20 protein-coding genes and 2 tRNA genes are annotated in these 22,526 nt (G+C 73.0%); 5 read left to right on the top strand and 17 right to left on the bottom strand.

Annotated elements, in window-relative coordinates:
- Positions 1–1,049 precede the first annotated feature (1,049 nt).
- The 4 genes from ACQPXD_RS07250 to ACQPXD_RS07235 form a co-directional block, all read right to left on the bottom strand.
- Positions 1,050–1,122 (bottom strand) — tRNA-Glu (locus ACQPXD_RS07250).
- A 58-nt stretch (positions 1,123–1,180) separates the two neighbouring features.
- Positions 1,181–1,252, bottom strand: a tRNA-Gln gene (locus ACQPXD_RS07245).
- A gap of 74 nt (positions 1,253–1,326) precedes the next feature.
- Positions 1,327–2,115, bottom strand: coding sequence for a fumarylacetoacetate hydrolase family protein (locus tag ACQPXD_RS07240; RefSeq protein WP_432836040.1), 789 nt, complete (start codon positions 2,113–2,115; stop codon positions 1,327–1,329).
- Between the two features lie 9 nt (positions 2,116–2,124).
- Positions 2,125–3,363 carry an FAD-binding protein gene (locus ACQPXD_RS07235; protein ID WP_432836038.1) on the bottom strand — a complete coding sequence of 413 codons (1,239 nt, stop codon included), beginning with the start codon at positions 3,361–3,363 and terminating at the stop codon, positions 2,125–2,127.
- 326 nt (positions 3,364–3,689) lie between these two features.
- On the opposite strand from ACQPXD_RS07235, the gene ACQPXD_RS07230 reads away from it, so the two are divergent.
- Positions 3,690–4,499: a hypothetical protein gene (locus ACQPXD_RS07230; protein ID WP_432836036.1), complete on the top strand. Its 810-nt coding sequence runs from the start codon at positions 3,690–3,692 to the stop codon at positions 4,497–4,499.
- A gap of 122 nt (positions 4,500–4,621) precedes the next feature.
- On the opposite strand, the gene ACQPXD_RS07225 is transcribed toward ACQPXD_RS07230, so the two are convergent.
- Together ACQPXD_RS07225 and ACQPXD_RS07220 are read right to left on the bottom strand one after the other, a co-directional pair.
- The gene (locus ACQPXD_RS07225) at positions 4,622–5,179 is read right to left on the bottom strand and encodes a DUF305 domain-containing protein (RefSeq protein ID WP_432836034.1); all 558 of its coding nucleotides are present in this window, start codon (positions 5,177–5,179) and stop codon (positions 4,622–4,624) included.
- Positions 5,180–5,252: 73 nt separating this feature from the next.
- Positions 5,253–6,029 (bottom strand): lytic polysaccharide monooxygenase, encoded by a 777-nt coding sequence (locus ACQPXD_RS07220; RefSeq protein WP_432836032.1) that lies wholly within the window; start codon positions 6,027–6,029, stop codon positions 5,253–5,255.
- A gap of 399 nt (positions 6,030–6,428) precedes the next feature.
- Between ACQPXD_RS07220 and ACQPXD_RS07215 the strand changes: the two genes are divergently transcribed.
- Positions 6,429–7,250: an alpha/beta fold hydrolase gene (locus ACQPXD_RS07215; protein WP_432836030.1), complete on the top strand. Its 822-nt coding sequence runs from the start codon at positions 6,429–6,431 to the stop codon at positions 7,248–7,250.
- A gap of 198 nt (positions 7,251–7,448) precedes the next feature.
- Here ACQPXD_RS07215 and ACQPXD_RS07210 read toward each other — a convergent pair whose 3' ends face one another.
- Positions 7,449–8,324, bottom strand: coding sequence for a LysR substrate-binding domain-containing protein (locus tag ACQPXD_RS07210; protein ID WP_432836028.1), 876 nt, complete (start codon positions 8,322–8,324; stop codon positions 7,449–7,451).
- 140 nt (positions 8,325–8,464) lie between these two features.
- Here ACQPXD_RS07210 and ACQPXD_RS07205 point away from each other — a divergent pair, with 140 nt between their 5' ends.
- A complete protein-coding gene (locus tag ACQPXD_RS07205; RefSeq protein ID WP_432836026.1) occupies positions 8,465–9,388 on the top strand; it encodes an FAD-dependent oxidoreductase in 924 nt (307 codons plus the stop codon).
- Positions 9,389–9,426: 38 nt separating this feature from the next.
- Here the strand turns inward: ACQPXD_RS07205 and ACQPXD_RS07200 are convergent, their stop codons facing one another.
- The 4 genes from ACQPXD_RS07200 to ACQPXD_RS07185 all read right to left on the bottom strand — a co-directional run bounded on the left by ACQPXD_RS07200 (position 9,427) and on the right by ACQPXD_RS07185 (position 12,624).
- On the bottom strand, positions 9,427–10,233 hold the full coding sequence (locus ACQPXD_RS07200; protein ID WP_432836024.1) for an ABC transporter permease: 807 nt from the start codon (positions 10,231–10,233) through the stop codon (positions 9,427–9,429).
- Positions 10,230–11,150, bottom strand: a complete 921-nt coding sequence (locus ACQPXD_RS07195; protein ID WP_432836022.1) for an ABC transporter ATP-binding protein — start codon at positions 11,148–11,150, stop codon at positions 10,230–10,232. The genes ACQPXD_RS07200 and ACQPXD_RS07195 overlap by 4 nt, the downstream gene beginning before the upstream one ends.
- Before the next feature lie 107 nt (positions 11,151–11,257).
- A complete protein-coding gene (locus ACQPXD_RS07190; protein ID WP_432836021.1) occupies positions 11,258–11,713 on the bottom strand; it encodes a hypothetical protein in 456 nt (151 codons plus the stop codon).
- A gap of 83 nt (positions 11,714–11,796) precedes the next feature.
- The gene (locus ACQPXD_RS07185; RefSeq protein ID WP_432836019.1) at positions 11,797–12,624 is read right to left on the bottom strand and encodes a 3-methyladenine DNA glycosylase; all 828 of its coding nucleotides are present in this window, start codon (positions 12,622–12,624) and stop codon (positions 11,797–11,799) included.
- A 33-nt stretch (positions 12,625–12,657) separates the two neighbouring features.
- Between ACQPXD_RS07185 and ACQPXD_RS07180 the strand changes: the two genes are divergently transcribed.
- Positions 12,658–13,995: a PQQ-dependent sugar dehydrogenase gene (locus tag ACQPXD_RS07180; RefSeq protein ID WP_432836017.1), complete on the top strand. Its 1,338-nt coding sequence runs from the start codon at positions 12,658–12,660 to the stop codon at positions 13,993–13,995.
- Here ACQPXD_RS07180 and ACQPXD_RS07175 read toward each other — a convergent pair.
- The 6 genes from ACQPXD_RS07175 to ACQPXD_RS07150 all read right to left on the bottom strand — a co-directional run bounded on the left by ACQPXD_RS07175 (position 13,992) and on the right by ACQPXD_RS07150 (position 20,498).
- A complete protein-coding gene (locus ACQPXD_RS07175) occupies positions 13,992–16,283 on the bottom strand; it encodes a glycogen debranching N-terminal domain-containing protein (protein WP_432836015.1) in 2,292 nt (763 codons plus the stop codon). The two genes, ACQPXD_RS07180 and ACQPXD_RS07175, sit on opposite strands and share 4 nt — an antisense overlap.
- 21 nt (positions 16,284–16,304) lie before the next feature.
- Positions 16,305–17,033 carry a hypothetical protein gene (locus ACQPXD_RS07170; protein WP_432836013.1) on the bottom strand — a complete coding sequence of 243 codons (729 nt, stop codon included), beginning with the start codon at positions 17,031–17,033 and terminating at the stop codon, positions 16,305–16,307.
- Positions 17,034–17,354: 321 nt separating this feature from the next.
- Positions 17,355–17,660 carry a hypothetical protein gene (locus tag ACQPXD_RS07165; RefSeq protein ID WP_432836011.1) on the bottom strand — a complete coding sequence of 102 codons (306 nt, stop codon included), beginning with the start codon at positions 17,658–17,660 and terminating at the stop codon, positions 17,355–17,357.
- Positions 17,661–17,725: 65 nt separating this feature from the next.
- Positions 17,726–19,330: a radical SAM protein gene (locus ACQPXD_RS07160; RefSeq protein WP_432836009.1), complete on the bottom strand. Its 1,605-nt coding sequence runs from the start codon at positions 19,328–19,330 to the stop codon at positions 17,726–17,728.
- Entirely contained in the window at positions 19,327–19,707 is a 381-nt protein-coding gene (locus ACQPXD_RS07155) for a hypothetical protein (RefSeq protein WP_432836007.1), read from the bottom strand. The genes ACQPXD_RS07160 and ACQPXD_RS07155 overlap by 4 nt, the downstream gene beginning before the upstream one ends.
- Positions 19,704–20,498, bottom strand: coding sequence for a prolipoprotein diacylglyceryl transferase (locus ACQPXD_RS07150; RefSeq protein WP_432836005.1), 795 nt, complete (start codon positions 20,496–20,498; stop codon positions 19,704–19,706). The genes ACQPXD_RS07155 and ACQPXD_RS07150 overlap by 4 nt, the downstream gene beginning before the upstream one ends.
- A 767-nt stretch (positions 20,499–21,265) precedes the next feature.
- On the opposite strand from ACQPXD_RS07150, the gene ACQPXD_RS07145 reads away from it, so the two are divergent.
- Entirely contained in the window at positions 21,266–22,279 is a 1,014-nt protein-coding gene (locus tag ACQPXD_RS07145; RefSeq protein ID WP_432836003.1) for an endonuclease/exonuclease/phosphatase family protein, read from the top strand.
- The last annotated feature ends 247 nt before the right edge of the window (positions 22,280–22,526 follow it).

Below are 22,526 nucleotides of genomic sequence, written 5' to 3'. Positions count from 1 at the left end.
GGCGACATCGCCATGGCCGTTGACAGCGCGGCGCGCCCGGACGGTGCGCATGTCGCACCGTCCGGGCGCAACCTGCGATCTGCTCGGCCGGGCCGGCCGTATGTCTCCGTGATCATGATGCCCGCGGTGACCGCACCACAGGTTTGCCATGATCCCGGAACCTTTCGGTACACAGGGGTACATCACCACTCCACGATCATGAAAAACCGATGGTGTCGACGCCCGGATACGCATGATCACGGAGACTTCCGGTCCCAGCACCGTGCAGCGCCCGCCGTTTGGGACCTGATCACGCCGGGGCGTTGGGGCGGGCGGGGGCCGGACACCGCTCGGTCGCCGGCGGGCATCGCGGCCAGCGGCACCGGCTCCCGGGCAGCGCAGGCCGGTGCCCCGGTGCGGGCGGAGCACGGCCGCAGCGGGCCGGCACCCCCGGACCGCACCCGGCGCATCACAGCCGTGCCGGTGCCGGTCCGTGGCGAACACGCCGGCGGACGTGCCCCTCGCCCAGTCCTGGCGCGCCCGCGCGGACCCGGGCGTCGCGCGGCATCCAAGGCGGTCCCAGGGGCACCACAGCGCCGTCGCGGCCCTGACACGCCCGCACGGACGCCGACGGCCGCGAGGCACCATGAAGGGTCTCGGGAGGCAACACGCAGCCCGCGCGGCCCTGCCGCGCCCTCGCGGCCCTGCCGCGCCCTCGCGGCCCTGCCGCGCCCTCGCGGCCCTACCGCGCCCGCGCGGACGCCGTCCGGCGGCCTCGATCGCCATGTGCCTTCAGCCGACCTCCACCGCGGCCAGCCCCCGGGTGCCGGTCTCCGGTCGCCTGGCCGTGCCCACCCGAATCCGCGTGGAGCGCGGCGTGGCCCGGAGCTTGTGGGCCGACCCGTCGCCGCTGACCATGCCCCGGCTGCCGGCGCTGTCGGTGGCGGCTCGTTCGTCAACCGCGGCTGGTTGCCGCTGAACAGCTCCGCCGGCGGGCGGCACACGGCCCAGAAACGCCAAATCGGCTGCCCAGCGGCGTGTAGCCTGCTGAACAGCCGATCCAAGCGCTGTAGCCCCGACCGGATTCGAACCGGCGCTACCGCCTTGAGAGGGCGGCGTCCTGGGCCGCTAGACGACGGGGCCCCAGTACGTGCTGCTGGCGTGCGGTGAAACACTACAGCACCGCGATCTTGCTGCGGCGCTGGGGTACCAGGACTCGAACCTAGACTAACTGAGCCAGAATCAGTCGGGCTGCCAATTACCCCATACCCCATCGGCGCTTACCGCGCCGAAAGAGAACTTTACCGGAGGTCCCCTCCCCCGCCAAATCGGTTATCGGCAACGCGCCTAATCCAAGGTCAGGACCCTGTTGCTCAGCGCGCCGACGTTCTCGATCGAGACCACGACCTCGTCGCCGGCCACGATCGGGGAGACGCCCGCCGGCGTGCCGGTCAGGATGACGTCGCCGGGCAGGAGCGTCATCACGTGTGACACATATGACACCAAGGTCGGCACGTCGAAGATCATGTCCTTGGTACGCCCGAGCTGCCGGACCTCCTCATTGACCTCGCAGCGCACCTCCACGTCGCCGACGTCGACGCCGGTGACGATCCAGGGGCCGATCGGGCAGAACGAGTCGAAGCTCTTCGCGCGCGTGAACTGCACATCCTTGCGCTGCAGGTCACGCGCGGTCACGTCGTTGGCGCAGGTGTAGCCGAAGATGGCCGCCGCCGCGCCCGCGCGGTCGACCCGGCGCGCGCCGGTGACCCCGATGACGACGGCGAGCTCGGCCTCGTGCTCGACCCGCTGCGACTGCGGGGGCAGCCGGATCGCGTCGTTGGGCCCGATGATCGACGTCGACGGCTTGAGGAAGAGCAGCGGCTCCTTCGGCACCTCGTTGCCGAGCTCGGCGGCGTGGTCGGCGTAGTTACGCCCGACACACACGACCTTGCTGGGCAGGATGGGCGAGAGCAGCCGCACGTCGGCGACTGCCCAGCGCTGACCGGTGAACCGCAGGTCCCCGAACGGGTGACCCTCGATCTCGGCGACGGTCAGGCCGGCGACGCCGGCGGCCGGCTCACCCTCCACGACCCCGAACGACATGCCACTGCTGTGGGCGAAGCGAGCGATACGCACGCTGGAAATCTACTCCGCCAGCACGTGGCGCCGCACAAAGGCGTTGCGGAACGCGCCCCGCGGGTCCAGCCGCGCGGCCAGAGCGGCGAAGTCGGCCGACCGTGGGTAGCGCGGCGCGTGCCGGAACACCTTGCCCCAGTGCGGCCGCGCCCCGAACGGCGCGAGCGCCTCCTCCAGCGCGTCAACCGCCGGAAGCACAAGATCCAGATTTGGTACCCAGGTGAAGTGCAACGCCACGCTGTCGCGCTCGTAGTGCGGGCTGAGCCACAGCGTGTCCGCCGCGACCGTGCGGATCTCGGAGATCTGCAGCACGGGCACGACCAGGTGCCGCACCCGCTCCACGGCCGCGAACGCCGCGACCGCGTCCGCGCGCGCCACGAAGTACTCCGTCTGCAGCTCCTCGCCGCTGCTCGGGGTGAACTCGAGCTTGAAGTGCGGCAGCCGCATGTGCCAGGGCCCGGGCACGCCGCCCTGCTCGGTGCAGTTGACCGGCGACAGGGCGGCGATCGGATGCCGGGCCCCGGCCGCCGGCGCCGCCCCGAACAGCTCCGCGGGCGCGGGCGCGTCGCCGTCGCGCCGCTTGACCCACACCTGGTCGACGGTGTCGCCGGCCCACCCGGTGAACAGGCTGACGCTGTACCCGGCGGCGGCGATCTCGTCCCAGTGCGCGTCCAGCTCCGCGCGCGGCAGGTGTTCGAAGACGTGCTGGCTGACCTGGTACGCCGGGACGATGTCCAGCGTCACCCGCACCACGGCACCGAGGCACCCGAGCGCGACGACGCTGCCGTCGAAGTCCGCGTCCCCGCGCCGCAGCGTCACCAGCTCGCCGTCGCCGGTGACGAGCTCGATCCCGGCCACGGCGGTGGCCAGATTCCCGAGCCCCACTCCGGACCCGTGCGTCCCGGTCGCGACCGCGCCGGCGACGGAGATGTGCGGCAACGACCCGAGGTTGTGCAGCGCATACCCGGCCGCGTCCAGCTGCCGCGCCAGATCCCCGTACCGCACCCCGCCCGCGACGCTGACCGTCCCCCGCTCCGCGTCGATGCGCACGTCGGCCGGCAGCCCCGCCAGGCTGACCAGGTCCCCGTCCGTGTCCGCGATCGGGTTGAACGAGTGCCCGCTACCGAGCACCCGCACCTGCTCCGCCCCGGCCACGATCTGCTGCACCTGCTCAACGGTCGCGGGCCGATGCACCCGCGCCGCCCCGAACTCGATGTTCCCGGCCCAGTTCCGCACCCGCTCGGTCATCTCGCCTCCTAGCCTCGTAGCCTCGCCCGCGCCCCCGCGCGCTCTGGCTTCGCCAAGCTCACCACCAGATCCGCAGCTCAGGCCGCACGTCCGGCACCCCATCGGGCTGGCGAAACCCGGAACGCGCCCGCGCACGGCCATCTCTCGGCACCCATCCGGCCGAGTCTATGGCGACGATCCGCGCCCGCGGTCGCCGACCGGCCCGAGCGGTGCCCTTAACGGCCTTCCGTTCACCGCCGAACGAAGGGTTGTCCGCGGCCGAACGAGGCGCGACGGGCCCGTTCGGCCGCTCCCCCGAGCCCGGGCACCCGCGCAGACTTCGCCACGTGACCTCTCAGCCACCGCACGGCAGCGATCCCCGGCGGCCGGGGCACCCGGGCTCGCCCGATCCGGCACAGCCCTTCGGCACCCGCCCCACCCCCGGCTCCCCGCCGCCCCCGGGCCACGCGGTCCCGGACACACAGCCCTTCGGCACCCGGCCCATCCCCGGCACTCCGCCACCGCCGTTCGGACCGCCGCAAGCCGCGCCGATCTGGCCCGCGCCCGCATCCGCGCGCGGAGGCAGTGGCCGCCCAAGCCGACGGGGCTGGTATCTCGTCCTGGCCGCCGGGGTCCTGGGCGTCTTCGTCTTCTGCGGCATCGTGGTCGCCGCCGCCGGCAGCGGCGACCGGCCGACCAAGACCGAGGACGTCGCGCGGAACGGCGCCATCGCCGCGCCTCCGAACGAGCCGCCCGCCGCTTCGCCGACGCCCGCGGCCACCGGGCTCCCCGAGACGACGAGCGCGCCCGCGCCGGCCACCACCGCGGCCCCGGCGACGGTCTCGACGACCGCCGGCAACAACGCGGGCGCCAACAACGGAGCCGGCGGCGGCGCGGGCGCGGGAACGCGACCGGCCACCAAGCCGGCGACGACCAAGCCGCCTACCACGAAGCCTCCGACCACAAAGCCACCGACCAAGGCGCCCGCGCAGAACTGCAACCCGAACTACACGCCCTGTGTGCCGAACGACCCGGTCGACGTGGACTGCGCGGGCGGCAGCGGCAACGGCCCGTCGTACGTGCAGGGGCCCGTCCACGTGATCGGCAGCGACCCGTACAAGCTCGACAGCGACGGCGACGGCATCGGCTGCGAGTAGCCCGGTCCGACGCTCGGACGCGCCAGGGCGCCCCTCGCGGCGAACTCCGTGCCGCCGGGGCGCCGCGGCGCGCGTCCGGGCGCGGCGCCCCGGCGGCTCATGGGCGTCGGGAATGCCGTGGGTCAGGCCGGCTCGTTGAGGTACCCCAGCATCTGCTGGATCTCGGCGGTCCGGGACTCGTCGATGCGCCGGGCCAGGTCGAGCGCGCCGGGGTTCACTCCGCTGCCGGTCTCCATGCGGGCGATCTCGATCGCGTTGTGCTGGTGCGCGATGAACATGTTGAGGAACTTGGTCTCGAACTCGGTGCCGCTGGTGGCCGCGAGCGCCTTGATGTCCTCCGCGTTCGTGCCGTGGGCGCCGCCGTGACCCGCGTGCGCGGACGCGTCCGCGGTGGGCGGCTGGCCCCATGCGCCCAGCCACACCTGCATGGTCTTGAGCTCGTCGGTCTCGGTGACGTCGATCGCGGCCGCGAGGATGCGCACGTCCTCGCGAACCGCCTTCGTGCGGGCCAGCCGGACCATTTCCAGCGCCTGGCTGTGGTGGGCGGCCATCATCTGGCCGAACATCACGTCGGTGTCGTTGAAGACGCGTTGCTCGGTGCCCGCGGGGGCGGGCTGTGCCGGGGCGGCGGCGCAGCCCGCCAGGAGGAACGCCGCGAGAAGAAGCGCGAAGCGTTTCATGTTCCGTGGGTCTCCTTGCGCGGGGTGGCGTCCCGGAAGCCGGGGCGCCACCCCTGTTCGAGCGGTACCGAGGTCAGACGCGCTGCCACAGGGCCGGGACATTGGGCGGTTCCCAGCCCGCGATCGCGGTGTGCGCCTGGCGGCACTGGTAGGTCACGCCGTTGTACGTGACCCGGTCGCCGACCTTGTACGCGGTGCCGGCGGCCCAGGTGGTCGTGCCCGCCGGCGGCGTGGTCGTCGGCGGTGCGGTGGGCGAGCTCGACGGCGTCCGGGTCGGCGACGGGCTCGGACGCGTCGGGCTCGGCGACGGCTGCGTGGGCGTCGGCGTCGGGTTGCCGGCGCCGACCTGCAGGTCGACACACGAGTAGAACGCGTTCGTGGTGTCCGCGATGTTCCATCGCGCGAGCACCAGCAGCCGTCCGGTACGGCCGCCGAGGCTCACGGTGTGCGAGACGGTCGCGTCGGGTTGCCGGCCGCCGAGGTCCACGGCGGCGATGCGCGTGCCGCCGATGAAGTACTCGAAGTTCGTCGTGGCGTGGCGCGCGGTGAACACCCAGGTGAAGGTGACGCTGTTGCCGACCGAGGTGGCCGGCCAGCCCTTGTTGGGGTCGTCGAGCTCGGCGAACCGGCTGTTGCCGCCGCTGCAGCTCGTGAGCCCCTTGGGACCCTCGACGCTCTGGGGCTCGTAGACGATCTCGCCGCAGTTGGCCACGCGGCCCTGCGCGCACATCGCCTGCCGGCTCGGTGGTGAGGAGATGTACCCGTGCGCCGACGCCGAGGACGCCGTCACCAGCAGTGCGGCGGCCACGGTGACGAGCGTGATGGGTACCGCAGCGATCGCTTTGCGCATCCAATCGCTCCTTCCAGCGGTGGGGGTAATGCCGCCAATGTAAAGGAAGGATTGTTAACAGTAAATAACCTTTATGAATATCTGTAAATGGAGCGCTCTCTCTTAAGGTAGGGTTCAGCCTCCTCCTCGACGCGCCCGCGCCCCGCCCTCAGACCTCCCGCGCGACCGCCGGCCCAGTGTGTTTGAAGGCCCCGCGCCGCGACCCGTCACGCCTCCGCGCGGACGCGGGAGCCTGCCGCGCGGACGCGGCTCATCCGGGCAATCACCCGGCGGGCGCGGCCGAACGCCGCGTTTCGCCGGTTCCCGTCCGTGCCGGGGGTATATCCGGCCGCAGCGTGGCCGGCAGGCCAGCGCGAACCGGACCCCGACCAGGCCCGGATCTAGCCGCGAGGAGACGTCATGCCCTTCATCACCACATCCGACGGCGCCCAGCTCTTCTACAAGGACTGGGGATCGGGCCGGCCCGTCGTGTTCAGCCACGGCTGGCCGCTCAACGCCGACGCCTGGGACAACCAGCTGATGCTGCTGGCCTCCAACGGCTTCCGCGCGATCGCCCACGACCGCCGTGGCCACGGCCGTTCCACGCAGACGTGGGCGGGCAACACCATGGACCAGTACGCGGACGACCTCGGCGAACTCCTCGACCACCTCGGCATCGGCGACGCGGTCATGGTCGGGCACTCCACCGGCGGCGGCGAGGTCACCCGCTACCTCGGACGGCACGGCACGTCCCGCGTGTCGAAGGCGGTGCTGCTCGGCGCGGTACCCCCGCTGATGCTCAAGACCGCCGCCAACCCCGAGGGCAGCCCGATGGAGACCTTCGACGGCCTCCGCGCGGGCCTGCTGGCCGACCGCTCCCAGTTCTACCGGGACCTGAGCGCGCCCTTCTACGGCGCCAACCGGCCCGGCAACACCGTGTCGCAGGGCCTGCGCGACGCATTCTGGCTGATGAGCATGGGGGTGGGCCTCAAGGCCGCGTACGACTGCGTCAGAGAGTTCTCGGAGGTCGACTTCACCGAGGACCTCAAGCGCATCGACATCCCGGTCCTTGTCGGCCACGGCGACGACGACCAGATCGTGCCCATCAAGGCGGCCGCGCCCAAGACGGCGCAGTTGTTGAAGAACGCGAAGCTCAAGGTGTACCCGGGCGCGCCCCACGGCCTCAACGGCGCATACGAGGCGGCGTTCAACGCCGACCTGCTCGCCTTCGTCACTGACTGACGCGGCCTCGCTCGCGTTCGCCACGGACCGACGCCATCGCCGCGACGACCGGCGGGCGGCGCGCCCGGACGCGCCATCTTGCCGGTGCCATGCGTCCGGCATCGTCCGGGTGCCCGGCCGCGCGGCGGTCGAAGCCTCGTAACACCCGCGGCCGCCACGCGATCTCGAACGTGCCGCACCGGTGGGCCGTCGTCCTCCTCAGAGCTCCTCCAGGGTCGCGAGGAGGCGCCGGACGACCGGTGTGGCGGTCCGCTCGTTCCACGCCAGCCCGATGTCCACGATCGGCGCCGGCGGCGTGAAGCGGCGCAGCACCACGCCGCGCACACGCAGCGTCCGGGCCCGGCCCTCGGGCACCGCCGCGACGACGCCTCCGGCCGCGACCGCGCGCAGGAGTTGCTCGTCGTCGGGCTCGTAGCGGACCAGGTTGAAGCCGCCGGCCGGCCACACCTGCGCGACGATGCGGTCGAACATGCCCGGCCCGTTCTCCCGCGGCCACATGACCGCGGGCTGGCCGGCGACCGCCTCGCGCGGCACGCGACGCAGGCGGGCGAGCGGATGGCCGGCGGGCAGGGCGAGGCGCAGCTCCTCGGTGTCGACGAGCCGCCAGCCGATGCCGGGCTCGTCCAGGGGCGGCCGGACGAACGCCGCGTCGTACCGCCCGGCGAGCAGCCCCGCGACGTTCGGCGCGTGCCAGCCGGTCTCGGGGATGATCTCGACGCGCGGGTTCTGCGCGCGGAAGCGGTCGGCGAGGGCGTCCACACGGCCGCCGCGGGCCGATCGGGTGTATGCCAGGCGGATTCGCCCGCCCTGTCCCCGCGCGGCCGCGGCGATGCGCTCCCGCGCGGCGTCGGCCTGGGCCAGCAGCAGCGTCGCCTCCGCGGCCACCACGGTGCCGACGGGCGTCAGCGTGCACGCGCCCGCGCCGCGCTCGACGAGCCGCGCGCCGAACTCTCGCTCCAGCGCCCGGACCTGCTGGCTCAGCGCCGGCTGCGCGATGTGCAGCCGCGCGGCCGCGCGGGTGAAGTGCAGTTCCTCGGCCAGCACGGCGAAGTACCGCAGCCGTCGCAGGTCCATCGCCCGAGCATAAGCGCGGCTTATCACGCGCCAGCGCCGCGGAGGCCGTCGCCGGCCCACGGTCCGGTCATAAGCGCGCCTTATCGCGCGGTAGCGCAAGCGACTTGGACGTTCCGGCCTGGCACTGGTTGCCTGGAGGCATGGACGACGTGATCGTGCTCGGCGCCGGCGTCATCGGCCTGACCAGCGCCGTGCGACTGCTGGAGAGCGGCGCGCGGGTGCGCGTGCTGACCGCCGACGACCCCACCCGGACCGTGTCCCGCCTGGCGGCCGCGGTGTGGTACCCGACGCACACCGACGCCGACCCGCGCGTCCTCGCGTGGGCGAAGCGCACCTACGACGAGCTCATGACGCAGGCTGATGACGGCGTTCCCGGCACCGCCCGGCGCCCCACCCGCATGCTGCTGCGCGCGCCGGCCGGCACGCCGTGGTGGTCCTCGGCGGTGCCCGGCTTCGCGGCGCATCCGGGCGAGTGGCGCTTCACCGTGCCATCGGTCGAAATGGAGGTGTACCTCCAGTGGCTCGCCGAGCGCGTCCAGCACCTCGGCGGCACGCTGGCGCGCGGGCGCGTGGACCGTCTCGCCGACCTGGCCGGGCAGGCGGGCACGCTCGTCAACGCGACGGGGCTGGCCGCCCGCGCCCTCGCCGACGATCCGGCGGTGTTCCCGGCCCGCGGCCAGATCGTCATCGTGGCCAACCCGGGCCTGGTGACGTCGATCCGCGATGAGGATCACCCGGACGGCATGACGTACATCCACCCGCGCTCCCGCGACGTCGTCCTCGGCGGGACGTTCCAGCCCGGCGACTGGAACGAGACCCCGGACCCGGCCACGACGGAGGCGATCCTGCGCCGGTGCGCCGACCTGGTCCCGGAGCTGGCCGGCGCGCGGCCCCTGCGGCAGGCGGCCGGGCTTCGGCCCGCCCGGCACGGCGGCCCGCGGGTCGAGCCGGCCGCCGAACCGCTCCCGCGCGGCACCCGGCTCATCCACAACTATGGACACGGCGGCGCGGGCGTCACCCTGTCGTGGGGCTGCGCCGACGAGGTGGTCCGGCTCGCCTCGTGAGCCCCGCCCGCGCCGCATCCGCGCGATGCCGGGCCGGGTCAGGCGTCGCGGGTCTTGAACAAGTACGCCGCCACGGCCAGCAGCAGCACCGTCCAGCCGCCGAACACCGCGAGGCCCTGCCACTGGGTCAGCAGGGCGTCCGGGGACAGGGTCGGCTCGAAGATCAGCTGGCCGGCGTTGGTGGGCATCCAGGCATTGATGTGGGCACCCCAGCTGCCCGGCAGCAGCGCGGTCAGCGGCGACACGATGAGGATCAGGCCCAGGACGCCCGTGATGGCGCCCGCGGTGTGGCGGATGATCGCGCCGAACGCCAGCGAGAACAGGCCCAGCACCGCCATGAACAGCCCCGCGCCCGCGACCGAGCGGGCCACGCCGGGATCGCCGAGCGAGACCGGGATGTGCTCGGCGATGATGGCGCGGCCGAGGAAGAACGCGGCGAAGGCGAGCACCTCGCCGACGACGAGCATGAGCGACGCGAACACCAGGATCTTCGCGGTGAGGACGGTGAGCCGGCGCGGCTGCGCCTGCAGGGTGGAGCGGATCATCCCGGTGGTGTATTCGGCGGAGATCACCATCACGCCGAGGACCGCGATGACGAGCTGGGCGATGAAGACCGGCCGGGCGATGACGATCTCGAGCGGGTGCTGGGTGAAGTAGCTGTGGCTGCCGTCGTCGGCGGTGCTCCATTGCTGCATCAGCGCCCACGCGAAGAGGGACATCAGGCCGATGGCGATGCCGGCCATGGCGACGAGCGACCACATCGTGGAGCGCACGGTGCGCAGCTTCGTCCATTCCGAGCGCAGCATGCCGGCGAGGCCGGCTCGTGGAAGTACCAACTCTGTCATCGTTGTTCTCCCGGGATCGCCGCCTGGTATTCGACGCTGTCCTTGGTCAGTTCCATGAACGCCTGCTCAAGTGAGGCCTGCAGCGGCGCGAGTTCGTGCAAGCGGACGCCGTTGTCGAAGGCCAGGTCGCCGACGCGCGGCAGCGGCAGCTCCGTGATGAGCAGCGCACCGTCGGGCTCGGGCGCGACCTTGCCGCCGTCGCGGGTGACGAGGTCGGCGAGGCGCGCGGCGTCGGGCGTCCGCGCGCGGACGGCGAGTGCGGAGTTGCGGTCGATGAACTCGCGCACCGTGCAGTCCGCGATCATCCGGCCCCGGCCGATCACGAGCAGGTGGTCGGCGGTGTGCTCCATCTCCGACATGAGGTGGCTGGAGACGAGCACGGTGCGGCCCTCGGCGGCCAGGGAGCGCATCAGGTTGCGGATCCACAGGATGCCCTCGGGGTCGAGGCCGTTGACCGGTTCGTCGAACATGAGCACCTTCGGGTCGCCCAGCAGGGCGGCGGCGATGCCGAGCCGCTGGCCCATGCCGAGCGAGAAGCCGTTCGAGCGCTTCCGCGCGACGCCGGTGAGGCCGACGATCTCGAGCACCTCGTCGACGCGCCCGCGCGGCAGGTTGTTGCTCTGCGCGAGGCAGAGCAGGTGGTTGTACGCGCTGCGCCCGCCGTGGATGGCCTTGGCGTCGAGCAGGGCACCGACCTCGCGCATCGGGTTGTCCAGGCGTGCGAACGGGCGGCCGTTGACCGTGACGGTGCCCTCGGTCGGCGCGTCCAGGCCGACGATCATGCGCATCGTGGTCGACTTGCCGGCGCCGTTCGGGCCGAGGAACCCGGTGACCTGACCGGGCCGGACGGTGAACGACAGCCGGTCGACGGCGATGCGTTCGCCGTAGCGTTTCGTGAGGCCGACAGCCTCGATCATGGTGGTTTCCTTCCGCCGGGATCGGCCCGCCCCCGCGCGGGCGCACCGTCTCAGCGGAAGGTAGTGAATTGATGCTGTGGCCGGGCTTTGAGAGCCTGTGAGGTCGCTCAGCCGCGCGTGTAGGTCACGTCGAAGTCCTTGGTCCACTTGAGGCCGTCCTTCGACATCTCCCAGGAGGCGGAGATGCGCTTGCCGCCGGCCTCGACGTTGCCGGTGAACCGCTGGTTGAACCCCTCCGCGGCGCGCCAGATCCGCCACTGGCCGCCGTCGAGATCCATGCCGTACACCCGCAGGACGCCACGGGCGTCGGAGTACAGCATCGTGAATGTCCGGCTGGCCTCGTCGTAGCCGATGACTGAAGTCGTGGGAAACGGCGAGTCGGTCACCCATTCCTTGGGCACGTCTTCGCCCGGCGGGTCCGCGTCCGCGCGCTGGACGAGGAACTCGCCCTCGTCGGCCCACGCGAAGCTGGTCCAGCCGCGCATGGTGACTTTCCCGTTCACGGTGGCGGTCGTGTCCCACATGCCCAGCAAGGGTCCCAACCGCCGCCGTACCTCGCTCATCGCCACTCCCCGGACCCGAGTTCCCGCCGCAACATGAATCCGACTTATACACTAGGCGCCCGCGCGCGGGTTCCACCCAGCGGTCAGTTGCCAGCAGCCGCCAGGAGCCTGTCGCACTCGGCGAGAAGGCGGCCGCGCAACGGGGCGGCGCGCTCGGCGAAGGAGCGCTGCGCCTCGACGTACCGTGCGCGCCCCTCGACGGTCTCGATCCGGACCGGCTCGTAGCCGAGATCGGCCAGGTCGTACGGGGAGGCCTGCATGTCGAGCGTGCGGATGTCGCGGGCGAGCTCGAAGCAGGCGGCGACGAGCTCGGCCGGCACCAGCGGGGCGAGCTTGTAGGCGTGCTTGTAGAGGTCCATGTTGGCGTGCAGGCAGCCGGGCTGTTCGTTGGCGATCTGGGTGTCGCGGGTCGGCTGCAGCAGGTTCAGCGGGCGCGCGGGCGCGGTGTAGAAGCGGAACGCGTCGAAGTGGCTGCACCGGATCCGGCCGGCCTCGACGACCGCGTCCGTGCCGCGCGCGCCCAGGCGCAGCGGCCACGCGTTGTGGCGCAGCTCGTCCTGCGTCTGCCGGTACACCATCGCCCACTCGTGCAGGCCGAAGCAGCCCAGGTGCGGCGCCCGCGTGGCGGTAGCGGCGAGCAGGTCGCGGATCCAGGCGATCGCGTCCGCGCGGCCGGGCGGCACCGCGGCCGGCTCCGTGCCGGCGCCGGCGAGGGCGACGCCCGCGCCCGGATGCCAGCGGCGCAGCTGTGCGGGCCGGTACGAGTAGTACGTGAACAGGAAGTCCTCGACCGGATGCTTGCGGCCGCGCCGCCGCCGGGCCAGGTGCGGCTCGATCCACGCGTCCACGCGCGCCTCGTGGGCGGCGCGGCGCGCCTCCCAGGTCGGGCGGTCCAGAACGATGAGCTCCACCCGTCCAGCTTAGGAGAGGGTAGCGTCGGCTCTATGCGCAAGCTCTGGGCCTTCGCGCTCGCCTGCACGCTGGCCCTCGCGGCCTGCTCGTCCGGTTCGGGTGACTCGGCGGAGTCCGCGCCCGCGCGGCCGGGGCCTTCGAGCCCGGGTGGTCCGCCGTCCGCGGCCGGGCTCGGCCGGCCGACCCGGGTCAAGGTCGAGGTGCCACCCGCGCTCGCGTCCGCGCCGTTTGATCGGGAGCGGTACCTCCAGTTGCCGGCCGGCTGGACCGCGTCGGTCTACGCGCGGGTCGACAAGGCGCGCTTCCTGGCGCTGACGCCGAGCGGCGATCTGCTGGTGTCGCAGCCGGGCGCCGGCAAGGTGCGGCTGTTGCGCGCGGGCGCGGCATCGGACTTCGCGACGGGGCTGCGGCAGCCGCACGACATGGTGTTCGCGCCGTTGAACGGGCAGATGTACCTCTTCATCGCCGAATCGCACCGGATCGTGCGCTATCCGTATGTCAACGGCGACCTGAAGGCCCACGACGGGCAGGTCGTGGTCGACGGGCTGCCCGACACCAGCACCCCGGAGCTGCACGGCTCGTACGCACACGTGCTCAAGAACATCGCTGTCCATGGCAACACGCTGTACGTCTCGATCGCCTCCACCTGCAACGCCTGCGTCCAGGACACCGTCAGCGACCCGCAACGGGCCGCCATCTACGCCTACCCGGCGACGGGCACCGACGCGTCCGGGCGCCTCCTCGCGCGTGGCATCCGCAACGCGGAGGGCCTCGCCTTCCGCCCGGACACCGACGAGCTGTGGATCGTCGTCAACAACCGGGACAACACGCTGGTGCCCGACGACCGCGATGTCGACGGCGACGGCAAGTCGGACAAGGGCAAGCGGATGGCGCAGTTCGTCGACGACTACCCGCCCGAAGAGATGATCAAGGTACGCGACGGCGGCTTCTACGGCTGGCCGTTCTGCAACCCCGACAGCGACCGGGGCCTGCACAACATGCCGTTCCTGCGCGACTACGAGCTCAACCGCGACGGGCAGAAGGCCGACTGCACCAAGGCGGATCCGATCGACCTGGGCCTGCCGCCGCACAGCGCCCCGCTGGGCCTGACGTTCTTCAACGGCGCGGCCGTCGTGCCGCTGCACGGCTCGTGGAACCGCACGAAGCCCGCGGGATACAAGGTCTTGTACATTCCGTGGACCGCGTCCGGCCCCGGCGATCCGGTCGACCTCGTGACCGGATTCGTCGACGCGGACGGCAAGTGGTGGGGCCGGCCCGTGGACGCCGCCGTGGACACCGACGGCACGCTGCTCGTCAGCGACGACGGCAGCGGCACCATCTACCGGCTCACGCCTCCGCGCGGCGCCTAGTCCGGGCGGGCGATCCTGGCGAGGGTGCCGTCCGCGTTGTGGAACGTCACCCCGAGAGGTCCATTGTGGACGGTGAGGTCGCCGGCGGCGGTGACGCTCACGTCGAGTTCGCCGTCGGAGATCTTCAGGCCGCGCACCCGGAACGCGCCGACCGGCGACGGGACGAGCGGGTCGAACGTGATCCGCCCGGCCGGCACGTCGACGTCGAGCCCGAGCAGCACCGTCAGGATCGCCGGCCCGGCCGCTGCGGCCCACGCCCGGGGACGGCCCGCGGCCGGGTGCGGGGTGGGCAGGTCGTCGCCGCCGTACCACTCCGGAAGCCGGAAATCGAACCGCTCGGCCGCGTCGAGCAGGGCCGCGACGATCGCCGACGCCTCCGCGCGGTGACCGTCCCGGGCCAGGCCGCGCAGGGCGACGACGTTGTCGTGCGGCCAGACGGAGCCAAGATGCCGGGCGAGGAAGTTGTACCCGGCCGAGCCGGGCGCCACCGTGCGGATGCCGAAGGGTGATCGCAGCCCGGCCAGCCGCTCGGCGACGGCGGCGCTCTCGGCGGGGGTGAGCAGGCCGGTGCCGAGGAGATGGCCCATGTCGGATGCGACAAGATCGACCCGCTCGCCGTCGCCGTCCAGGGCGATCGCGGGGTACCCGCCGGGGCACCAGAACGCCGCGCGGAAGCGCTCGGCGAGGTTGTCCGCCCACTCGCGCCAGCGTTTCGCCTCCCCTGCGGCGTCGTACGCCGCGTCGCGCACCGCCAACGCGGCGTCCCCCGGTGCCGCCTCGGCCGCAGGTGCGTCGGTCGACACCGCCCGCGACCCGGGCGCGGACCCGGGCGCGGACCCGGGCGCGGACCCGGACCCGGGCGCGGGCGCGGGCGCGGAGGCGGCCAGGAGAGCGTCCAGCGCGGGAGCGAAGGCGAACGCGGGGCCGGGGGAACTCACCGGGCCGGCGTCCGGGCCGGCCTCCGGGAACTGCTCCAGGAGCCAGGCGCCGTCGAGCGCGGCGCGGTGGGCGTAGGCCTGGACCGCGCTCAGCGCGAGCCGCCCCCGGGCCGGTCGGCCGTCGGCGTGCCGGATCGCGTGCGCCGAGTCCTTCCAACCCTGGTGGCCGCCGGATTCGCAGGTGATGAAGTCCTCGTGCGTGGCCAGCCAGGCGAGGGCGCGGTGGACGACGGGCATCAGCGCGCGGACCCCGGCGGCGGGCATCCCCCACCGGTAGGCGTCGGCGAGCGTGCTCACGAAGAGCGGTGTCGCATCGACGGCGCCGTAGCCCACCACGGCCGGATGGGCGTCGGCGCCCCCGCGCGCGACCTCGTGCGCGATGCGGCCCGGCTCCTCGCCCGTCTGCGGGTCGGTGCGGGTGCCCTGCCGGGCGGCGAGCGCGCGCAGCGTTCCCGCGGCGACGTCATGGCCCATCGGCAGCGCCAGGCGGGCCGCCCAGAGGGCGTCGCGGCCGAACAGCGTCAGGTGCCACGGGCCGCCCGCGGCGTAGTACGCGTCCGCGCCGTCCGTGCGGCGCAGCGCGTCGAGGTCCTGCACCCCGGAACGCACCAGGCCATCGAGCCTCCGGTCGGCGGCGGTGACGCGGAGGGTGCTGAAGCGCCTGGACCGGGCGATCGGCCGCACGTCGGTGCGCGTGATGCGCAGCTCGGCCGACCAGGTACCGTGCGCGGGCACGTCGACCCGCCAGCGCAGCACGGCCGCGTGGATGCCCGCCGCGGGTGAGCCGCCGCCCGCGTCCACGCGCGCCGGCGGGTTCATTTGGATACGTACGGTCGTGCCGTCGGCGGCCCGCCACTCGATCTGATCGGCGGCCTCGCCCGCCCCAGCGTCCGTCGCCGGGGCGAGCGGCTCGGGGGCGTCGACGACAGGGCTCGTTCGGCCGGCGAAGTCCGTGGCCAGGTCCACCGCCAGGTCGACCGCGACGGGGGTGTCGGCGGCGTTGGCCAGAGTGATCGTTTCGGTGCCGCCCGACGGTTCGGCGAGGCGGCGGCTCGACAGGGTGAGCGTGGGATCGTCGCCAGGGGTCGGCGGCGCCGCATCGGGCGGTGCCGTGCGGGGGCGCGGCACCTGCGGTACCGCCGCGAAATGGGCCGACGCGGCGCCCGTGCGGCGGAACGTGAGCGGGACCGGCTCGGCGGCGCCGACCGTGACCACAAGGCGGGACAGAACGCGGCGACCCTCGACGTACAGGCCGTCGGCGCCGTCGGCCAGCCGGCCGGACGGGCCGGAGAGCCACGCGGCCGGCGCGGCCACACAGGCGACGTGGTCGTGGAAGTGGGGCTGCGACATCTCGCTCCTCTTGCTCGGCCGTCAGCCGATGACGTTGACCGCCCGGGCCACCACCAGCAGCACGGTCACCAGCGACATGACCGACTCGGCGACCATCAGCATCTTCGCCCACGTCGACATGGGCAGCGTGTCGGTCGGGCTGAACGCGGTGGCGTTGGTGAAGGCCAGGTAGAAGTAGTCGAAAAAGCCCGGCTCCCAGTCGCGGTGGGCGAGGTCCGGCACCTGCATCTGGGTGAAGAGGAAGTCGGGATGCGGCCAGTCCGCGTCCGCGCGCGCGGCGGGGCCGCCCCGGTCGCTCTCCCAAAACCACACGGCGAAGACGATGACGTTGGTCAGCCAGATCGCGGCGCCCCACAGCAGTAGGTGGGCCGACAGCAGGTCGCCGTTGCTGTGGTCGAACAGGGCGCGTACGAGCAGCCAGATCGACCAGGCGGTCACCACGGTCAGCAAGAAGGCCAGCCCGATGCTCAGCGGCCGCAGGATGCGGGTTTCCCGGTTGATCCGCAGCGGGTTGACCACGACGATGCTGAGCAGCATGGCGCCCTCGACGCCCGGGAGCAGCCAGCGCGGCCGCGGCGCGAGGTCGGGCGGCAGGACCAGGTGGATGACGATGGCCGCGGCGATGGCGAGCGCGGCGGGCCAGCGCTGCTCCGCCTCCGTGCGGCGCAGCCAGCCGGGCAGCTCGTCGAGCTTCCCCGGCTTGGGCGAGCCGTTGGCTCCGAGGTCCAGCGCGGGCGGCAGGTCACTCACGGCAGCCAACCGTAGACCTGCCCTGCGGGCCCGGGTCAGCGGGACTCCTGGATGTCGCGCCGTCGGCCGTCCGGACGCCCCGGAGCGTGCCCGGTCCCGCCCGGATCCGCGGCCGCGGTAGCGCCAGGCGCGGCGCGCGGAAGCGCAGGCGCAGGCCGGGGGCGCGAACACGGCGCACGGGCGCGGCGCAGACACGGGAAAACGGGGCGCGGACGCGGAAGCGTGGGGCGCGCGGACGCCGGGCACGCGGGCCATGCGGGCACGTCGTTGCGGACGCGCGGACGCGGCACGGCGGGCGCCCGGGCGATGCGGGGCGCGGAATCAGGTGAAGAGGTGGTAGAGCTGCCAGGTGATGGCCGCCGCGCCGGCCAGGGCCAGGGCGGCGAGGTAGGTCAGTACGAGGCGGGTGTCGCGGAGGATGCACTTCGATCGGGTCAGGCCGCGGCGGCGGGCGCGCGCGTAGCCGGCGAAGCCCAGCAAGGCGAAGCCGACGACGGCTATCGGACCCAGGAGCCAGGCCAGAGCGGCAATCGTGGCGTAGATGCAGAGGCGGAGCGGGTCGTACGGGGCGGGGGCGTTCGCGGGTTTGGCGGCTTCCGGGGGTACCGATGCGGGAACTTGAGGCATGGCGCGCGGAAGCGTGGGCGAAGGGGTCGGCCCGGCATGAGGCGTGGGGGTGGACGAAGCGTGGGTCATGGCGTCGCCTCGGGCGCGGGGCGGTGGGCGGCCAGGGGCAGCAGCGGGCGGGTGGCTCGAGGCAAGCGTTGGGCGGAGAGGGCGGGCCAGGCCTGCACGGCGCAGAACGGGGCGCACTGGTCGTGCTGGCCGGACGCGTCCTCCCGGCGGGTGGCGACGTGCACGCAGCACTGCAGCAGGCGTTCCTCGATCATCGTGTGCAGGTCCATGAAGGGCTTGACGGTGATGCGTTTGACGCGTTCGCCGAGCATCTTGCGCAGGCGGTTGCGGCCGCCCGGTAGCGACGACGAGACGAGGGTGGTCAGGGTGGAGATGCCCAGGTCGCAGTTCTCGCAGATATCGCGCCACAGGGAGCCCACGTCGGGGTGGGAGAGCGAGGACTGTTCCGACAGCAGGCCGAGCAGGGAGTCCTTGACCGCCGTGCGCAGGGCGGCGGGCAGTTGGACGTCGGCGATGCGGTTCGCGACGAGGTCGGGGGCGAGGTCCAGGAAGGACAGCAGCCGGTCGTGGCCGATGAGGGCGGTCATGGACTGCCAGCGGCCCGCGTCGTCGCGCAGCATGTAGCCCACCGAGCAGCAGTGCGGGTGGGAGCACGGCAGGGCGGTGAGGTCGCGCCAGGTGACCAGGTCGCCGGTCTGCGGGCCCAGGCGCGCGAGGACGCCCGTGTGAGTGAGGCGGTTCGCGGGGTCGATCGGGCCCGAACGTCCGGACCCGAACTGGGGCTGGAGGGAGACGCCGCCGACGTACGGGGTGTCCAGGGCGCGCTTGACGACCGCGCCGATCTCGTCGTCGTTGACGCCCAGGGCGCAGGTCATGGTGAGGGTCGTGAAGATGCCGCGCGCGGAGAGGCGGTCGACGGCCTGGTCCTTGAGGCGGCGCAGGTCGGCGCCGCGGTGGTGGCGGGCGGCGCGCTCGGACACGCCGTCGTACTGCAGGTACACCTCGACGCGCTCGCGGTGGCGGGTGAGCAGGTCCAGCAGCGCGTCCTCGCGCGCGATACGCACGCCGTTGGAGTTGATGAGGATCCGGACGACGTTGCGTTTGGAGACCTCGTCGAGGAGTTCCTCCAGCCACGGGTACAGCGTGGGTTCGCCGCCGGAGAGCATGAGGACGTCGATGCGGCCGTTTTCGCGGGACAGCTTCGTGTCGACGCTCGCCAGCACGTCGGCGAGCGGTACGGCGCCCTCGATGGCCGGCGACGAGTCGGTGAAGCAGGTCGGGCAGCGCAGGTTGCAGCTGTCGGTGAGGTCGGCGAGCAGGATGCAGGTGTGCTGGGTCTGCATCTCGGGCAGGCCGGCCAGGTAGGCGGACGGGACGGGGGCGAAATTGCCCGCCACGTCCGGGATGTGGGTCTTTGTGGGCGCGGTCCATTGTTCGAGGTACCGCAGAATCTCCGGCGACTCGTCGTAGAGGCTCCGGACGAGGCCGTGGCGGGGGCAGCCGCGCTCGAGCCAGATGCGGCCGTCGCGCTCGGCGAGCCAGCCCGGCAGCCGCTGGACCGTCTCCAGTGGACGATCCGGGTCCTCGGCGGCACAGTCGGGGCAGAACGCGTTGACGTAGCGGTGGATACGGTCGCCGCGCAGCTGCATTCCGGAGGTCATAGCTGTCCTTGGTTGACGAGGGCGAGGCAGACGCCGATGCCGGCGACGGGGAAGACCAGGACACTGACGCCCCAGCCGATGAGGATGCCGAGGCCGATGCCGCGATCCTTGCGCGAGATCCACACAATGCCGACGACGAGGCAGGCGACGAACAGCGCGACCTGCAGCAGCAGTTCGAGGTAGATGCCGAGAACCGCGTTCTCCGAGTTGGCGTTCTGGCTGCCGATGACCACCGCGACCACGCCCAGCAGGATGACCACGACCTGGCCCAGGAACACCAGGCCGATGCCGGCGAAGACGCGCCTCGTGCGGATGGGGCGCTGCGGGCCCGGCGGGGGCGGGGGGACCGTCCAGCCGTGCTGGGGCGGGAAGCTCACGTCAACGCCTCCGCTTCATTCGGTACCTTACGATCGCGCGCGCGTCCGCGCATGTGCCGCCAGGCGAGGCGGGCCGCGGTGAGCGGCAGCAGGCCGAGCAGGAACAGCTGCGAGCGGGTCAGGCCCGCCCAGACGACCTCGTTGCCGCGGACGAACTCGACGCCGAAGCGGAACGCGGCGTACGCGGCGAGATAGAGCGTGAAGAGGCGCCCGGGCGCGGTGATCCGGCCGCGCAACGCGAGGAGCGCCGCGAAGGCCGCGACGTGGAAGATGATTTCGTACACGAACGACGGGTGCAGCGGGACACCGGCCGGGACATGCATGGCGGCGGCGTGTTCGGCGTCGAGGGTGATGCCCCACGGCAGTCGGGTGGGGGTGCCCGGTGGCTCGGCCAGCAGGCACCCGATGCGGCCGACCGCCATGCCCGCGGCGACGGCCGGGGCGAACAGGTTCCCGGTCTTGTGCGGGTAGCCGCCGATGCGTTTGCCGAGCAGCGCGCCCAGGTAGGCGCCGACGAGCCCGGAGAGGATGCTGCGGTTGCCGTACGCCCACTGCTCCAGCAGAGGCGCGTTGTCCCTCGGGTCGAGGTGCTGTGCCCAGGTGCCCAGGCGGGCCAGGAGCGCGCCGCCGACGAGGGCGCCGGCCAGCACGTACCAGAGGCGGTCGTCCTGGGCGCGGCGGCGGCGGATCTCCCAGAGCAGCACCAGTGCGGCGACCCCGATGCCGAGCGCCACGAACACGTCGTGGGACAGGATCGCCACCGGGCCGATTCGCGCGATCACCGGGTGCACGGATGCCGAGCCTAATGCCAGTCCGCAACGTCGTGCGGCTCTTCCACGCTGGCCGAACGGCCACCACGGGGATCGACGGCCGCCGCCGCACCGATCGACCGCCGCCGCGCCCGCGCGGAGGCGCCCCGCCCGACGCCGGCGAAGTCCGGCGGTCCGGGCGCGCCCGGACCGCCTCCGCGCGGGCGCGCGGAGGCGCAGGCACACACGCCGGGCCAGCACGCGGCGCGGACGCGCAGGCCCGGAGGCGCGGAGGCCCAGCGCGGGCGCGGAGGCGCGGGCGCGGAGGCGCGGGCGCGGAGGCGCGGGCGCGGAGGCGCGGGCGCGGAGGCGCGGGCGCGGAGGCGCGGGCGCGGAGGCGCGGGCGCGGAGGCGCGGGCGCGGAGGCGCGGGCGCGGAGGCGCGGGCGCGGAGGCGCGGGCGCGGAGGCGCGGGCGCGGCATGGGAGCGCACGGTCCAATGGGCGTGAGGCGGAAACGTGCGGACGCGACGACAGCGCCCGGACGCGGCGCAGAGGCCCGGACGCGGAAAAGAGGCCCGGACGCGGAACAGAGGCCCGGACGCGGAACAGAGAAGCCAGGGCGCGGAAGCGCGGGTGCGAGAAGCGGGTGCGAGAAGCGGGTGCGAGAACGAGGAGGCCAGGCGCGGGCGCGGAAGCGGCAGAGTGCGGCGGGCGCAGAGCGGGCGAAGCGCACGGAAGCCGGCACGGCCGAGAACATCGCCACGCGGGCGCGGCCGGCGGGGTTGCGGCGGTCGCTTACCCTGACAGGATGGTCACCACGGAGGACACCCTGCCGTTGCTGCCCGAAAAGCCCGTTCGGCCGCGGCGGCGCTGGTGGAATCTGGTGGTCTGGCTGATGGTGGCGCCGTTCGTGGTGTGGGCGGCGACGAGGGTGTTCGGGCTCGACCGCGGGTTTCCCGCAGTGCAACTTATCGCGTTCACGCCATATGTGGCGCTCGCGTCGTTGGTGCCGTTGGCTGTGGCGTTGCTCACCAAGCGGGTGTGGCCGGCGGTCGTGACGGCGGTGGCCACGATCGCGTTGGCGGCGTGTGTGTTGCCGCGGTGGATCTCCGACGACGGCGGGGAGCCGGGGGACGGGCCGGCGTTGCGGGTGCTCAGCGTCAACATGCTCCAGGGCGGGGCGGACCCGGCGACGATCGTGGGGCTGGTGCGGGGCAACGGCGTGGATCTGCTGGCGCTGCAGGAGTACACCCCGGAGGCCAAGGACGCGCTGCGCAGTGCGGGGCTGGACGACCTGCTGCCCAACGCCGTGTCGTATCCGCGGCCGGGAGTTACCGGGTCGGCGGTGTACAGCCGGTTCCCCGTGACGGATCTGGGCTATCGGCGGTTCGTGTCCGACTTCGGGCAGGCGCGGGCGGAGGTCCGGGTGCCGGGGGCCATGGAGCTGCGGGTGGAGTCGGTGCACACCTGCGCGCCGGCCTCGGCGGACCAGGCCGCGTGCTGGGAGCGGGACATCGCGCAGGAGCCGGCGGCCACGCCGGGCGGGGCGGTGAGCCTGCTCATCGGGGACTTCAACGCCACGCTGGACCACGAGGGGTTCCGGGCGGTGCTGGCCAAGGGGTACCGCGACGCCGGTGACGTGGCCGGGGCCGGGTTCGACGCCTCGTGGCCGTATGACGAGCGGTGGTTCATCCCGGGCGTGGTGCTCGATCACGTGGTGGCGGACAAGCGGGTGGGCGTGCGCAAGGTGACCGTGCACAAGGTTCCCAACAGCGACCACAAGGCCGTCTTCGCCGAGCTGACGCTGCCCAAGGACGCCTGAAGCGAACCGACCCCGCCAAACCCGCCTGGAACCGACCCCGCCAAACCGCCTGAAGCGAACCGACAAGAACGCCTCAAGCGAACCGACGCTGCCTGAGCACCGCGAAACCGCGAAACCGTACACGGACGAAGGCGTGCCGGGGCGCGATCCGGAGCTCAACGGCGGCTGGGAGCAAGCTCGAAGCCGGCCGGGTAGCGGCCGCCGGCTGAAGGGACCGAAGGCGTACCTCCGGCTATGCGCGGTTCGT

The sequence above is a fragment of the Dactylosporangium sp. CA-092794 genome, from assembly GCF_050948465.1.
GTDB lineage: Bacteria > Actinomycetota > Actinomycetes > Mycobacteriales > Micromonosporaceae > Dactylosporangium.
The sequence above is the reverse complement of the archived record's forward strand: the minus strand, read 5'-3'. Positions and strand labels throughout refer to the sequence as shown.

Excerpts from the sequence above, each read along its gene's own strand:
- ACQPXD_RS07145 (WP_432836003.1), top strand. The coding sequence starts at position 21,266 with ATGGTCACCACGGAGGACACCCTGCCGTTGCTGCCCGAAAAGCCCGTT.
- ACQPXD_RS07180 (WP_432836017.1), top strand. The coding sequence starts at position 12,658 with ATGCGCAAGCTCTGGGCCTTCGCGCTCGCCTGCACGCTGGCCCTCGCG.
- ACQPXD_RS07215 (WP_432836030.1), top strand. The coding sequence starts at position 6,429 with ATGCCCTTCATCACCACATCCGACGGCGCCCAGCTCTTCTACAAGGAC.
- ACQPXD_RS07165 (WP_432836011.1), bottom strand. The coding sequence starts at position 17,660 with ATGCCTCAAGTTCCCGCATCGGTACCCCCGGAAGCCGCCAAACCCGCG.
- ACQPXD_RS07220 (WP_432836032.1), bottom strand. The coding sequence starts at position 6,029 with ATGCGCAAAGCGATCGCTGCGGTACCCATCACGCTCGTCACCGTGGCC.
- ACQPXD_RS07225 (WP_432836034.1), bottom strand. The coding sequence starts at position 5,179 with ATGAAACGCTTCGCGCTTCTTCTCGCGGCGTTCCTCCTGGCGGGCTGC.
- ACQPXD_RS07195 (WP_432836022.1), bottom strand. The coding sequence starts at position 11,150 with ATGATCGAGGCTGTCGGCCTCACGAAACGCTACGGCGAACGCATCGCC.
- ACQPXD_RS07210 (WP_432836028.1), bottom strand. The coding sequence starts at position 8,324 with ATGGACCTGCGACGGCTGCGGTACTTCGCCGTGCTGGCCGAGGAACTG.
- ACQPXD_RS07160 (WP_432836009.1), bottom strand. The coding sequence starts at position 19,330 with ATGACCTCCGGAATGCAGCTGCGCGGCGACCGTATCCACCGCTACGTC.
- ACQPXD_RS07235 (WP_432836038.1), bottom strand. The coding sequence starts at position 3,363 with ATGACCGAGCGGGTGCGGAACTGGGCCGGGAACATCGAGTTCGGGGCG.
- ACQPXD_RS07190 (WP_432836021.1), bottom strand. The coding sequence starts at position 11,713 with ATGAGCGAGGTACGGCGGCGGTTGGGACCCTTGCTGGGCATGTGGGAC.
- ACQPXD_RS07200 (WP_432836024.1), bottom strand. The coding sequence starts at position 10,233 with ATGACAGAGTTGGTACTTCCACGAGCCGGCCTCGCCGGCATGCTGCGC.
- ACQPXD_RS07205 (WP_432836026.1), top strand. The coding sequence starts at position 8,465 with ATGGACGACGTGATCGTGCTCGGCGCCGGCGTCATCGGCCTGACCAGC.
- ACQPXD_RS07175 (WP_432836015.1), bottom strand. The coding sequence starts at position 16,283 with ATGTCGCAGCCCCACTTCCACGACCACGTCGCCTGTGTGGCCGCGCCG.